This is a genomic window from Legionella resiliens (assembly GCF_021344005.1).
Lineage (GTDB): Bacteria > Pseudomonadota > Gammaproteobacteria > Legionellales > Legionellaceae > Legionella > Legionella resiliens.
On sequence record NZ_JAJTND010000001.1, the window covers coordinates 786,619 to 800,722 of the forward strand.

The following is a 14,104-nucleotide window of genomic DNA, read 5'->3' on the forward strand; positions in this document are numbered from 1 at the left end:
TTCTCGATATAAATAACTTCATTATCCCTAGGTTATGTTTTCGCCCAGGCCAATAGGACTTGGTTGCATCTAGATCTCATTATTAAAGTGCGACTTTAGTATTTTCAGCGGGAAGCGAACTTAAATTATTGCAAAAATCAGTGGGGTTTAAAGTGTAATAAAGCCCCAAACCTACTTCACATAAGAAAACGACAAGGACGAGCATACCAAAGAGGATGCAAATAAATTGTTTATTTTTCCTCTTTTTTTCTCGTATTTTATTTAAAATGGTTTCGTTACTGTGAAACAAGCGGTCGCTTATTATTTTTATTACTGATTCCACGATAGCATCATGACATTGATGATTTTCCAATGCATGTAATCGGCTTATAGAGGTTTGTAATACAACGGTGGCTTCAGTTGCGATCACAGTCAGCGCGCACGTGCGGTTTTGAATGACCCTCATTTCATCAAGTGTTTCACCCGGGCCCAGGGTATCGATCAATTCAGGGACGGCATTTTCATTTTCTTTTTTATAGAGTCCAACCGATCCTGAAACAATAATATAAAAATCATCATTTAGTTCCCCTTCCTTGAGCAAAATATCACCTTTTACGAAGGTAGATCGCGATGAAATTGCTATGAATGCTTGATAGTTTTCTTCAGATAAATGATTTAATAATGGGCTGTTTCTTAGGATATTTTTTTCATTTTCGGAAAAGTCGCTCATTGAATTTTCCCTTAACTCAAATAAGAGTAACTTGTTATGCTCTTTTGTATCAGTGAAATATTGAGGGACAAAAAAGCTCAGTTACTTAATTATTTGTAGAGAGGTACGTTTTTTTCAAGAAAAAATTTAAGGTACACTAACAATTCATCTGGCTTTCTAGGTCCGAGACGTACGGAATCCCTTTGGGATACCTTAAGTGTGCTAATTTATTTAATGTCTTCTTGCTTAATCAATATATTTTTTTATTATGGGCTAGGGCTAACATTACATAACCATTGGGGTTAGGAATAAATTTCGATGTACGAAGGTGTATTGGTTGCTGTTGCTTCGCCAATTCTCTTGTTTTTCTGATAATGGCAGGAATGGGTTGTGAGTTATGGTGTGTCAGATACAAGGTAATATGAAGAGGGTGAGGGCTTATTTAAGGTATAATCGGATACGTAGTAAATATTCTTTGTTCCGCCAGATGTTGATTAAACTCTTTGATAAGGGTTTGGATGTGGTTTTCTGGTTTTAATTTAAGATAACCGTTAATTGACAGACTTTTTGCTGTACTGATGTTGGCAACAAAGCAACCAATTAACCCAAATAGGAGAGTAAGGTGTCTCAGCGTTTTGCAGTTATTGGTAATCCCATTGTCCATAGTTTATCTCCTGTAATTCATCAGTGTTTTGCCAAACAAATGAATGTGCGACTGACTTACGAAAAAATTAAGGCAGATAATTCATCCTTTGAGAAACAAGTATCTGATTTTTTTTCTCAAGATGGTAAGGGAATGAATGTTACTTTACCGTTCAAGCAGCGAGCATTTACGATGGCGCAACAGCATAGTGCACGGTGTAAAAAAGCTGGGGCTGCAAATACGTTATGGATGCAAGCAAATCAATTACATGCTGACAATACCGATGGTGTTGGGTTAATTCGTGATTTGCATCGACATATCTTTGTAAAAGGTAAGCGTGTATTAATCTTAGGTGCTGGGGGAGCCGCACGCGGTATAGTTTATCCCTTATTGGAAAATCATCCTGCAGAACTGATTATCGCGAATCGTACTCCAGCCAAAGCGGAGGAGTTTCAACGTGCTTTCCCGCAAACTCGATGTTTAAGCCTGAATGAGATTGAGGGGCAGTTTGATATCGTAATTAATGCGACCTCTGCCAGTTTGGCAGGGGAGTTTGTTGCGTTACCCGCAGCATGTATGGCAGCAAAGCCATTTTGTTATGATTTATCTTATAAGCAAAACGGCATAACAGCTTTTGTCCAATATGCTAGAGAATTAGATTGTGAGGCAGTAGATGGCTTAGGAATGTTGGTGGAACAAGCTGCTGAGGCTTTTTTTATTTGGCATGGCATGATGCCTGAAACGCAAGAGATACTGACATTTTTGCGTGCATCAGCATAGCATGCTGAGGAAGCATTGATTTTGGTAAGTCCCGTTCCATAAAAATCACTTAAATTAATTAATTAATTGATTCAAATCCGATACTAAAGTTTTTACTTGAAGAGGATGATAAAAATAAGCTTGTACCTTTGCTTCTGGATTAATGAACAAAATTTCTGTTCCGTGACTCATCGGTGCGGTTGAGACTGTAATATGCAACTGTTTTTGTAAGGCATTTATTGCCGACATTTCGCCTCTAAGCGCTATAAAATGCGGGTTAAATTGATGGATAAATTGATTTAATCTCGGCAAGGAATCATGCTCAGGATCAACCGAAATGAAAATAATTTGTGGTCTTTTTGTTTTAACGAGGCTTTCATAAGCTTGATTCAGCGTTTGCATAGTCAGTGGACAAATCATTGGACACGAACTAAAGCCAAAAAATAGCAAAGACCAATGACCTTTTAAATTTGTTTCTGTAAATAAATTCCCATGATTATCAATCAGTTCAAAATGTGTGATGGCTTGAGGTTGATTGACATAAATTCCACTTTCGAGCTGAACCGAACTGCGATAAAAAACAATGTACGCAATGAGAATCGCTGCGAGAATTAAATAAAAAAAGATTATTGAGGTAATTTTATTCAGGTTGTTCACTATTTAATGTAAATGCCGTGCTACACTTAAACAAAATATAAAGAGTATCAAGGGAAATGTATACTGGCTTCTTTCAAGTGGATGCCTTACCAACGAATCAATTAATAGGAATTTATGATTCCAAATTAGTCGTCCTCTCTTTTTTAGTGGCGGTGATGGCTTCTTATATTGCTCTTGATTTAACTGGACGCTTAAGAGATCACAATAATACAAAAAAAGATGCCAGGCTTTGGTTACTGGGTGGCGCCATAGCGATGGGCTCAGGAATTTGGTCTATGCATTTTATAGGGATGCTCTCATTCACAATTCCAGGCCTTGTTTTAGAATATGATTTGTTATGGACTATTCTTTCACTTGTTGTTGCCATTTTTGCTTCTGGTTTTGCCTTATTCTTATTAAAAAAATCAATAATTAATATAATTCATCTTATTGCGGGAGGGTTAATTTTAGGATTAGCAATTGCTTCCATGCATTATACTGGCATGACCGCAATGCTTATTTCCTTAAATATTGCTTACCTGCCTAGCTTATTTTTACTATCGATTCTCGTAGCAATTCTTGCTTCAGAAGCAGCGATTTGGTTTGCTTTGAAAAGCAATACGGTCATCTTAAAATTAAGAAACAAGATTAAAAGTTTATCGGCAATAACGATGGGGTTGGCGATTTGTGGGATGCACTATACTGGCATGGCCGCATCAGTGTTTACTCCTCTATGTACTCCCATCAATATAAATAATTATCAAGGGCTTAATCAAACTTTCTTGGCAATTATAATTGCTGGGGTAACGATGGTGATCTTAGGCATTGCTTTTTTAGCGTCTTCGTATAAAGAAGCTAAAAATCAGCATCAATTTGAAAAAGCACGTGAATTAGGTATGGCGGAAATTGCTGCGTCAGTTTTGCATAATGTGGGGAATGTTCTTAATTCGGTTAATATTTCAGTTGAGACAATAATTGCATGTCAGAAAACTTCACCCTTAAAAGAAATAAAAAAATTAGCAGATCTATTTAATACCCATAAAGACGATTTAGCGCAATTTCTTACCAAAGATCCGCATGGCATTCATGTTGCAGCGTATATTAACGAATTAGCTCGGTGTTGGAGCAAGGAACATGAGCTGGAGGTCAGCGAATTAGAAGAAATTTCTAAAAATGTAGGACTTATCAAAAGCATCATATCCACCCAGCAAAATGTGATTAAAGTGAATGATTTTGAGCAGATTATTTCCATTAGTGATCTGATTGATGAGACTCTTCTCTTATCAGGCATTTACCTAAAAAATGAAATTAAGGTTATGAAAGAATATGGGGACATCAAGCCCATTATGGTTGATAAGATTAAATTGTTCCAGGTCTTAGGTAATCTCATGTCTAATGCAAAGGACGCTTTACTTGAATCGACAAATCCAAATAAAACGCTAATTATTAAAACAGGATTGGCAAATAATAAAGACAAAATTGAAATCCATTTCTCTGATAATGGCATTGGTATTTCAAAAACTAATTTAGATAAAATTTTTATTTTTGGTTTTACAACTAAAAAGTCGGGTCATGGATTCGGTCTTCATGCCTCTGCTCTTGCTATCAATGAGTTGGGGGGGGAAATTCATGCGTACAGTGAAGGCCTTGAAAAAGGGGCTACTTTTACCATTTATTTACCTAATCGCAAAGCAAGTTTTCTGAAAAGATGAGAGGAGCATAGTTATGGATAAACAAAACGATTTTAAGATCTTAATCATTGATGATAATCCCGCTATTCATCTTGACTTTCAAAAAATCTTAAAAATGAGAGAATCAACTTCGGGACTTAACAAACTCAACCAACTGGTTTTTGGGGATAAGTTGGAAGAGGATTTGGAAAAATCGGAGTCTGATGAAATCGATTTTCCTGGCTTTCAAATAGACTGTGTTTCTCAAGGAGAGGAAGGGGTTCAATATATTCAACAGGCTTTAGAGGAGGGGGCTCCTTATGCCTTGGCTTTTGTTGATATTCGCATGCCTCCTGGATTAGATGGGGTTGAAACCATTAAACGCATTTGGGCCTTAGATCAGGAAATACAGATTGTAATTTGCACTGCATACTCCGATTATACTTGGGAGGAAACTGTAGAAGAATTAGGGTTAAGTGACAATTTATTAATTCTCAAAAAACCTTTTGATAGTATTTCTGTACGACAATTAGCTTGTTCTTTAACCAAAAAATGGCGATTAATGCAAGAATCAAAAAATCGTGAAGAAATTTTGGAAAAAACGGTTGAAGAACGTACAGACTCCTTACAAAAAACATTAACTGTACTTGAATATCAATCAACTCATGACAGCTTGACCAACTTACCGAATCGATCTTTGCTCGTGGATAGAATTAAGCAGGAAATTTCGCGGGCGAAGAGACATAACTCAATGTTTGCTGTGATTTTTATCGATCTTGATCGATTCAAGCTAATCAACGACAGTTTTAATCATGAGTCAGGTGATATGTTACTGAAACAAATAGCTAAGCGCCTGTCTGAGGTTACGAGAGAAGAGGACATCATTGCACGTTTAAGTGGCGATGAATTTATTTGTATTTCTGTTTCAGCAGAAGTACATGAAATTGAACATGTGGCGCATATTGCAAAAAAAATTTTAGATACAATCAATAAAAATCTACATATTGGCCAGCGAGATATTATCATTTCTGCAAGCCTCGGGATCAGTATTTATCCCCAAGATGGCACGACTGTTGAAGAACTTTTACATAATGCTGATCTAGCGATGTATCGGGCAAAGGCTTTAGGCGGCAACCAATTTCAATTATATACACCTGAATTACAAGAAAAATGCATCGTCCGTTTGGAAAACGAATCCGACCTTCGACGTGGACTAATTGAAAATGAGTTTTTTTTAGAGTATCAACCACAATACGACAATAAGAGTCAGAAGCTAATTGGAGTTGAAGCTCTGATTCGTTGGAGACATCCAAAAAAGGGCATTGTATTACCTATGGATTTTATACCCGTTGCGGAAGAAACGGGGCTTATTGTACCGATAGGAGAATGGGTTATTAAAACTGCTTGCTCTCAAAACAAAGCTTGGCAAGATAAAGGAATTAAACCCTTTCCTATTTCAGTAAATATTGCCACAAAACAATTCATACAACCTAATTTTGTTACCATGATTAAAGATATATTAAAAACCAGCAAACTGGATCCTAAATATCTGAAAGTAGAAGTCACTGAAAATGTCATTATCAATGCAGCAAATGTGATTGAATCAATTCATGAATTGAAGAAACTCGGTGTGAGTATTGTACTTGATGATTTTGGTGTAGGTAATTCAGGGTTTAATTATCTGAATAAACTCCCAATTGATCAATTAAAAATTGATCAATCATTTATAAAGAATATTAATTTTAACCGATCAGATGAAGTGATTCTGCAAGCAATTATTGATATGGCGGATAAGTTACACTTGGATGTAGTTGTTGAAGGCGTTGAAACCTCCAGTCAAGTGAAATATTTAGAATCACATAATTGCCATAAATTCCAAGGGTTTTATTTTAATAAACCGATGTCAGCCGAACAACTCGAACATTATCTAAAAACTTGACCCTGAATTGTTTCCAGGGGGATCATGCTCTGATGAATGGTATCATATTAGCTGCCAGAGCGTCTGCTGTCCGATAATTTGCTGACTACAAAAATTATTCAAAAAAAGCCGTAACTTCCTTGGCATTATTAATCGTATCTTGAAAACCAAGCTCAAATAATTCTCTAGTATAGTCACGTTCGAAAAGGACAAAACTTAAAAGATCGCCTGAATGCTTTTTTTCCCCCAAAAAATTGAGGAGGTATCGAAGCAGTGTAGGCAAGGCTTTAAAATGTATTTGAGCCAAAGGAGCCAAGTCCTTGCTGGGACGTAAATGTAACGTAGTAATGGGACGCCATGGTGAGCGGCGTTTTTTCCATATCGACAGAAGCATAGCAATTTCGTTCATTCGATTGACCATTTCAATATCGCGATCAAGATTGTCCAAAAAAAGCGCATTTAACATGTTCCCAAAAATATGAGAAAAGGGAATGTCATCATGATTACGTAAATTTTCTTGGTCTACAAATGTAGGTAATGCTCGAGTTCCTAAAATTAGAATTTTATCGACTTCAAAACGAATGGAGCCCCGAAGAGGAGCAGCCAGGCCTACACTGCCATCGCCATAATGAAACCCATCGAGCAAAACTGTTGGAAAAAATAAAGGCAAGGCACTGGATGCCAAAATATGTTCTGCCTCGAAGCGAACGCGTTTGCTGCCGTGCCGCGGATAATTCCAGTCTGTGAATTCGGAATTGTTGTGTTCGTAAAAAGAAATAGTCTGGCGCGTTTCATAACAACTACTGATGATTTCCAGTGTATTCAGATATCCATTGCTTATATTTAGCGCAATTTTGGTGAAATCAAGACCATTTTCGATCATTTCTTTCAAGGGGGTGGTATCAAGTAGATGAGCTGCCTGTCGCTGCTTGAGCATCATTGTGCTCATATTACGCATAACGGATTTGCTTAATGCAAAGTTACTGGCTTTATAGACTTGTTGACAATGAATTTCGCTCCAAATGGTTTCGAGTTTATCAAGTGCCGTTGGGAAATCATCTGCATTTTCTGCAAGTACTGCTGCATTGATACTTCCCACGCTAACGCCGCTCACCATTTCAAAGGGTAATGTTTTAACTTGCAAAATATGACCAATTGCTTTCAGAACACCAGCTTGGTAGGCGCCTCGAGCGCCACCACCTGCCAAATAAAGGGCTTTTTTAGACATAAGGATTATTTTTATCGCATTTATTTAGTATCTATGTGGAAATATAGTTGAATTTATGCTGAATTAGCAAGTTCTCGTTTGCATTGTAAAAATCTTCACCAAAAGTGTAAAGAAAGTGGTATATTATATGCTTTTACACAGAATGATCGATCGGTGAGCAATGTGAGAGAATTTGAGATTGCAAATACTCTATTCGAGGCAACTGAAATACTTGAAGAAATACAGCGTCCAATTGATTATGATTTAGAACTCTCTACGAGGAAAAAATCTAAGAAGTTCTTAAAAAAAATATTATTTTTATCACAAATTATCAAAACTACGGGTGATTCAGGTAAGGCAATGATGCAGATTGGATCTTCCGTCAGAACCTTCAATAACATCAAACCTACGGAATCACTAACACATGGATTGAATATTGGAACAATTATCTTTGCTGCATTAGATTTTTTGCTTATCCCTTTTATTTATCTTACTGCGTACCTGCTGGATGGAAAAGCTCCTGTTAATCGGAGTAATAATGCTAGGTGGCTTTTTTCTGCAATAGTGTTAGCACTGACAATAACCTCAATATGTGTTCCTGCTATAGCATTAGCAATGGCTTTTACTATAGCTTCAACCTCATTGGTTTTGAGTCTATTTTTATTAGGCCAGGCACTATATGAATGCTATCAATTAAGTAAGGAACGAAGAGCAATTAGAAAATTAATTGCCGGTGGCGAATCCCAAATAGAGGAGAGTCAAAACGAAGCAGCTCAATTGAGAACTACTTTAGACGATGTGCGTACAGAGCAGCAGCTTCTGTTGCACTACGAGCAGATTATCTCATTACAAGAACGTTTTAATGAACAAAAAGAATATTTAATTAAACTGAAGTCCAAAGAACTAAAGTTAAGCAAGAAAATAAAAAATGCCGAATTTATGCAAGTCATGGATAGAGGTGTTGGTTTAAGTTTGTGCACAATGGGTATGATAGGTTTGATTGTGTCCGTATATTTCCCAATGGCTGGTTTAGGAATATTAACTGCAGTATCTGTTATTTCTCTTGCATACTTTATAATTCGGTTAGCGGTGCCGTTGCTGCAACGGTTCGGAGGATGGATTGCGAGCAAATTCAGGCCACGGACTGATGGGAGCATCTCAGAAGAGGATCCAGAGCAAACGTATGAGCATAATCAAGAGCCTTCCACCGATTTGATGATAGAACATTTTTTTGGCAGTAAAAAAAATGCAAATGAATTTTTTAAAAGAATCCCCCAAAAAGATGAGGATTTATCGCTAACGAGTACGACTTCAATATTTCACACCGAGAAAAGCCAATTCAAAGGGAGAGAGATAAAAAAGAGTTCACTTGTTATGAATTAATTATCTGAAAATGGATTCCATAAACTGAAATAGTTGATAACAATTCTATTATCTTGGCCCTAATCTAACGAATTGGTAACAGATCCTAATTTCTTTGTCCAAAAAGCTCATTGCAAAAAATTAAAAACTCCTTTAACTTAAAAATTTACCCTTAAGGAAAAAAACTCATGGTGAATATACTTCGCGAGCAACCCCGTGCATTTCACATGATTTTTATGTTGGAATTATGGGAGCGGTTTGGGTTTTATACAGTTCAAGGGATTTTGACTTTGTTTTTTATTCGCTATTTGGGTTACAGCGACACAATTTCTTATTATACATTTGGTGCTTATTCAGCTCTAGTTTATGGTATGGTGGTTGTTGGCGGATACTTGGGAGATAGGATATTAGGTACCAAACGTACCATAGTTCTTGGCCTTATTACTTTGGCAACCGGTTATTTTTCTTTAGCGATTACAGATAAAGAGCATGTATTTTTTGCGCTGGGTTTAATTTGTGTCGGTAATGGTTTATTTAAGGCAAATCCATCGAATTTGCTCGCTAAGTGTTATGAGGAAAATGATCCTCGTTTGCATGGCGGTTTTACTTTGTATTATATGGCGATCAATTTGGGCAGTATGATTGCATTATTTGCAGGCCCAGCGATTTCGAATCGATACGGTTATTCTTATGCTTATTTGATGAGTGCAATCGGCTTGCTCATCGGCTTAGCCAATTATTGGCTGCAACACCAATTTGTAGCACACATTAATACTGATGCTGACAAACGGAAAATCTCGCACTCTCAGTGGTTGATGATATTGTTTGGAATATTCTTTCTCACTGAATGTGCTTCTTATTTATTACAGCATGTGATGCTTGCTAAAAACTTATTTTGGTTTATTACCATTTCGGTAATTATTTATTATCTATTCATGACGCGTAAAGAAAGCAAAAGCTCCAGAATGCGTATGCTGGTTGCCTTGGCATTGATGCTGGAAGCAATTATTTTCTTTACTTTATATCAACAAATGCCAACTTCACTGAATTTATTTGCCGTACACAATGTAATACCGGTTTTCTTTGGAATCACGATTGATGCACAAAGCTTCCAGGCGCTAAATCCAATCTGGATAGTATTGATGAGCCCTGTTTTGGCTTATTTTTATAATTTCCTTCATAGGAAAGGCATCGAATTTTCCATTCCTTACAAATTTTCTTTAGGTATGACCATGTGCGGCATAAGCTTTTTAATGCTCTTTTTTGCTCGTTATTTTTATACAGATCAGGGCATGGTTTCTTCCTGGTGGTTAATTATAAGCTATTTATTTCAAAGCCTTGGTGAGTTATTGGTATCAGCACTTGGGGTGGCAATGGTTGCAGAATTGGTCCCTGCGCAAATTGCAGGTTTTGTGATGGGAATGTGGTTTTTAACTTCTGCTATAGCCGGGTTTATTGGCGCCACAGTAGCTTCCTATACAGCACTTCCTGAGCAGATTAAACCAGGGGTCGGATCTTTGATGATTTATACTTACGTATTTGCCTGTATTGGTATCGTCACCCTAATTATCGCAGTGTTGATGTGGTTATTATCCCCGCGATTAAGTCGTTATATTGCCACAAAAAAGACAGATTTACACCAGGAAGCAAAAGAAGCAGAATATTCTGTATCTAAATGTTTTATGACCCAGGCGGGATTAGAGCATCGTTCAAATGCTTCTTAGGGCAAAGCAAAAACATGAATAGAACTGTTCAATCTCAGTGGTTTACTCATCTTGGAAATTAGTTAACCCAAATTCAACTGGCGAATTTAGGTTAACTGAATCATTAGGTTAATTGAGTTTGGCTTTTTTATCTCCAATGGCCATGCCAACCGCCGCCGTGCCAGCCAACGCCACGCCAACCGACACCGCCCCAACCGACACCGCGCCAACCTCCATAACCACGACCACCCCAATAACCCAAGCCACTATAACCCAAACCACCATAACGCCATCCAGAATAGTAACGACCTGGATAATAGGAGTAACTTGAGTAGGAATAGGGATAATAGCTAGAATAATAATAGCTATTAGGGGCTGCTGCAGTAACATAACAGCCACTTAAAAAAAGTGTAGGTACAAACACTAATACTGCGATAATAATTTTTTTCATGATCGCTTTCCTTAGTCAATGTTCGCACATTAATTATACTGTATGGTCATATATTAATCAAAAAATATTTATTTATATTTCAATTGCTCAGCTGGTAATTGCTTATCAATTGAGGTTTGTTTTAATATAACTTGGATAAACCATGTCCATATCAATGGGTTCTATCGTGCGTATTTTATGAAGTACGGTTGTAAGCAGTTGAGAAAATGAATATTGAAATCAGTCTGCATTCGCTAAAATTAATAAAGAAATATTTATTAGCCGCCGGTGTTCATCCACGTGAACTCCGCTCTATTTCTTTGCCTGCTGATTTTATAACGTTGATGTCTTGGCTCGATGAAGAGCTAATAAAAAATTCCGAGAAATCATCAAAGGAAGAAAAGCAAAAAATAGAATTTATTCTTGTCTCCTTACGCACTGAGCTATTGCGCGATCTTTTCCTTTCTATGCAAGGAGATGATACCAACTTGCCTAAAGATGTTGAAAATAATACGAAGGAAAAAATGAAGTTCGTAGTACTTACCATGGCAGGTATTTTGGTGGCAGCATGTCAGGGGTTTGATGGTATTGTGACTATGTTGAGTATTTTCAGCTTGCCTTCCTCGATAATTCTAGGCATTGGATTTGCGTTTTCATTCCTTTCTGTAATTGTTTTTTGTGGATTCGATTTAGTAAGAGTTTCGAATGCTCTAGGGATTAAGCTTAGTGATGCGTATAAGCTATTGGATGCATACTTGTTACAATTGCAAATGATTAAATCCATTCGAAAGAAAATAGATGATTATTATCTTTCAGATTTGTCTTCAAGTGACTTGAAGCAATTGGAGCTTATAATTTCCATGCTGCAAAAACACTTTGCATTACTTACTAAAGCCAGCACGCAATTTGAAAAGGCACTAAATAGTGAAAGCATTCAAACGGTTAAAACTCTGATTTCAGGTCTTTCTGCATTACTTTTCTTTGGGGGTGGTTTTTTTACAGGCCAATCAGTAGCTCTTTTTATGTCAAGTCTTATCATTAATTCAGCAATTCCGCCTTTTTGGCCGGTAATTATTTTTAGTGTCTTGGTAGGTTTAGCGGCATTGAGTATTTATTGGTATGTAGAGCGCCCGGTGCTAGACAAATTAGTGAGCAGTTGGTTTGGTTTGAATGAAGAGAGTGTAAAAAAATTATGTGATAAGCATTTAATCATTAAAGAAGAAAAAAAATTAGACCATTTGGAGGGGAAAGTAATCAGTGCTGCCAGGGTACCTCAAAAAAAGCCACAGCCGGAGCAACTTATTGATGAGCATGAGTCACAGGAACATAATGAATCAGTTCATGAACGAGTCAATATTGGTGCTAGAGTAAGTACTAATTATTATTCTTTTCTTAAACCATTGGCCCCCCCAGATCCATTACCAGCAATTTTAATTGAGGAAGAAAATTTTGATACTATCACGTGTTGTTCTATTTAGTGTGCGTTCACACCCGGAACGGTAATAAGCGTAAGAAAAAGGCAATTCGATGGTAATAGCCAGTTAAAGTTTATAAAAATCGAGTTGTAGCAATGAATTCTTCCTTTATATCAATTCACAGGTGAATTAAATTTTTTTGACAAATAGCGGAAATTTTTAAAAGCTTTACTGACGGTTTTTTCAACTATACTCATGGATGAAGCACCAATAGAACATCGTCAAATTCATTAATTGAGGCTGGATAGGTAATAGGATAAGAATATGTATTCAAAGGCACTTTCAAGGCTCGATAAAGCTGCGTCATTTTGTCATGTTGACGCAGAGGCTTTAGAAAAACTCAAACACCCTAAATCCTGTCTGGAAATATCCCTTCCCGTTCGCATGGATAATGGGGAGTTAAAAATTTTTACCGCCTATCGAGTCCATCATAACGACAGTCGTGGTCCTATGAAAGGTGGTATTCGTTTTCATCCGAAATTGAATTTGGATGAGATGAAAACCCTTGCGTTATGGATGACAATAAAATGCGCTGTTGTTGATATTCCGTTTGGGGGGGCGAAAGGCGGAATAATCGTTGATCCAAAACAATTATCTCGCATGGAGCTGGAACGGTTAAGTCGAAGCTATATTGAATTAGTAGCGGATTTTATCGGTCCAGACAAAGATATTCCTGCTCCCGATATGTACACCAATGAGATGATCATGGGCTGGATGATGGATGAGTATGCCACCATTGCTCGCCAAAATGTTCCAGCAGTAATCACCGGTAAACCTATTCCCTTGGGAGGATGCCTTGGACGTGAAGGAGCAACTGGCCTTGGGGCTTATTATTGCATTAAAATTCTTGAAAAAAAGAAAAAATGGAAACCTTCTAAGGTAAAGGTTGCTGTTCAAGGATTTGGGAATGTTGGAAGGAGCATAGCTCAGCTACTTTACGACGATGGCTATAAAATTACTGCAATAAGTGATTCAAAAGGAGGAGTTTATAATAATAAAGGCATCGATATACCGCGCATAATTGAAATTAAAAACTGCTCTACCAAAGCGGAGTCTCTCTATTGCAAAGAGTCTATTTCTGATATGGTGCAGGAAGATAAAATCACCAATGAAGAATTATTGGAACTTGATGTAGATTTACTTATCCCGGCTGCGGCGCAAAATCAAATTACTTCAGAGAATGCAGCAAAAATTAAAGCCCCTGTCATCATTGAAATTGCTAATGGCCCAATAACTGTGGAAGCAGATACAATACTGGAAAAAAAGAAAGTATTAATTGTGCCCGATATATTAGCCAATGCAGGTGGGGTAACCGTAAGTTATTTTGAGTGGGTGCAGAATAAATCAGGTTATTATTGGAGCTTAGAAAAAGTTCAAAAAGAATTACATACTATTATATCCCGTGAATTCAGTAATATTTGGAAGTTGATGGAAAAACACCAAATAGATATGCGGCAAGCGGCTTACATTCATGCTTTAACTCGATACGATAAAGCCGTGACAGCTCAAGGTACTCGCGGATATTTCGCAAAATTATAATCCATAGTTCCGATTAGAACAGGCTTTTTTGCATTTCCATTAGAATTGATGCAGGATAAAAAAATTGGTTTTAA

At 37.1% G+C, this 14,104-nt stretch carries 11 protein-coding genes; 7 read left to right on the top strand and 4 right to left on the bottom strand.

All coding sequences use genetic code 11. The features are described from left to right. Positions 1 to 82: 82 nt before the first annotated feature. A complete protein-coding gene (locus LXO92_RS03375) occupies positions 83 to 709 on the bottom strand; it encodes a Crp/Fnr family transcriptional regulator (protein ID WP_182351342.1) in 627 nt (208 codons plus the stop codon). 601 nt (positions 710 to 1,310) lie between these two features. Here LXO92_RS03375 and aroE point away from each other — a divergent pair. After that, positions 1,311 to 2,111 (top strand): shikimate dehydrogenase, encoded by an 801-nt coding sequence (gene aroE / locus LXO92_RS03380; RefSeq protein ID WP_182351343.1) that lies wholly within the window; start codon positions 1,311 to 1,313, stop codon positions 2,109 to 2,111. Positions 2,112 to 2,165: 54 nt separating this feature from the next. Here aroE and LXO92_RS03385 read toward each other — a convergent pair whose 3' ends face one another. Then, positions 2,166 to 2,747, bottom strand: coding sequence for an SCO family protein (locus LXO92_RS03385; RefSeq protein WP_182351344.1), 582 nt, complete (start codon positions 2,745 to 2,747; stop codon positions 2,166 to 2,168). A gap of 56 nt (positions 2,748 to 2,803) precedes the next feature. On the opposite strand from LXO92_RS03385, the gene LXO92_RS03390 reads away from it, so the two are divergent. Next, on the top strand, positions 2,804 to 4,438 hold the full coding sequence (locus LXO92_RS03390; protein WP_182351345.1) for an MHYT domain-containing protein: 1,635 nt from the start codon (positions 2,804 to 2,806) through the stop codon (positions 4,436 to 4,438). Positions 4,439 to 4,451: 13 nt separating this feature from the next. Then, entirely contained in the window at positions 4,452 to 6,335 is a 1,884-nt protein-coding gene (locus LXO92_RS03395; protein WP_220471045.1) for a two-component system response regulator, read from the top strand. A 94-nt stretch (positions 6,336 to 6,429) separates the two neighbouring features. Here LXO92_RS03395 and LXO92_RS03400 read toward each other — a convergent pair whose 3' ends face one another. Next, positions 6,430 to 7,542 carry a patatin-like phospholipase family protein gene (locus LXO92_RS03400; RefSeq protein WP_182351346.1) on the bottom strand — a complete coding sequence of 371 codons (1,113 nt, stop codon included), beginning with the start codon at positions 7,540 to 7,542 and terminating at the stop codon, positions 6,430 to 6,432. Positions 7,543 to 7,695: 153 nt separating this feature from the next. Between LXO92_RS03400 and LXO92_RS03405 the strand changes: the two genes are divergently transcribed. After that, a complete protein-coding gene (locus LXO92_RS03405; RefSeq protein WP_232890385.1) occupies positions 7,696 to 8,904 on the top strand; it encodes a hypothetical protein in 1,209 nt (402 codons plus the stop codon). 167 nt (positions 8,905 to 9,071) lie between these two features. Continuing rightward, positions 9,072 to 10,607, top strand: a complete 1,536-nt coding sequence (locus LXO92_RS03410) for an oligopeptide:H+ symporter (RefSeq protein ID WP_182351348.1) — start codon at positions 9,072 to 9,074, stop codon at positions 10,605 to 10,607. Between the two features lie 127 nt (positions 10,608 to 10,734). On the opposite strand, the gene LXO92_RS03415 is transcribed toward LXO92_RS03410, so the two are convergent. Continuing rightward, on the bottom strand, positions 10,735 to 11,037 hold the full coding sequence (locus tag LXO92_RS03415; protein WP_232890386.1) for a hypothetical protein: 303 nt from the start codon (positions 11,035 to 11,037) through the stop codon (positions 10,735 to 10,737). Between the two features lie 206 nt (positions 11,038 to 11,243). Here LXO92_RS03415 and LXO92_RS03420 point away from each other — a divergent pair, with 206 nt between their 5' ends. Both LXO92_RS03420 and LXO92_RS03425 read left to right on the top strand, forming a co-directional pair. Then, the gene (locus LXO92_RS03420) at positions 11,244 to 12,494 is read left to right on the top strand and encodes a hypothetical protein (RefSeq protein WP_232890387.1); all 1,251 of its coding nucleotides are present in this window, start codon (positions 11,244 to 11,246) and stop codon (positions 12,492 to 12,494) included. Positions 12,495 to 12,755: 261 nt separating this feature from the next. After that, positions 12,756 to 14,030 (top strand): Glu/Leu/Phe/Val family dehydrogenase, encoded by a 1,275-nt coding sequence (locus LXO92_RS03425; RefSeq protein WP_182351351.1) that lies wholly within the window; start codon positions 12,756 to 12,758, stop codon positions 14,028 to 14,030. Positions 14,031 to 14,104 lie beyond the last annotated feature (74 nt).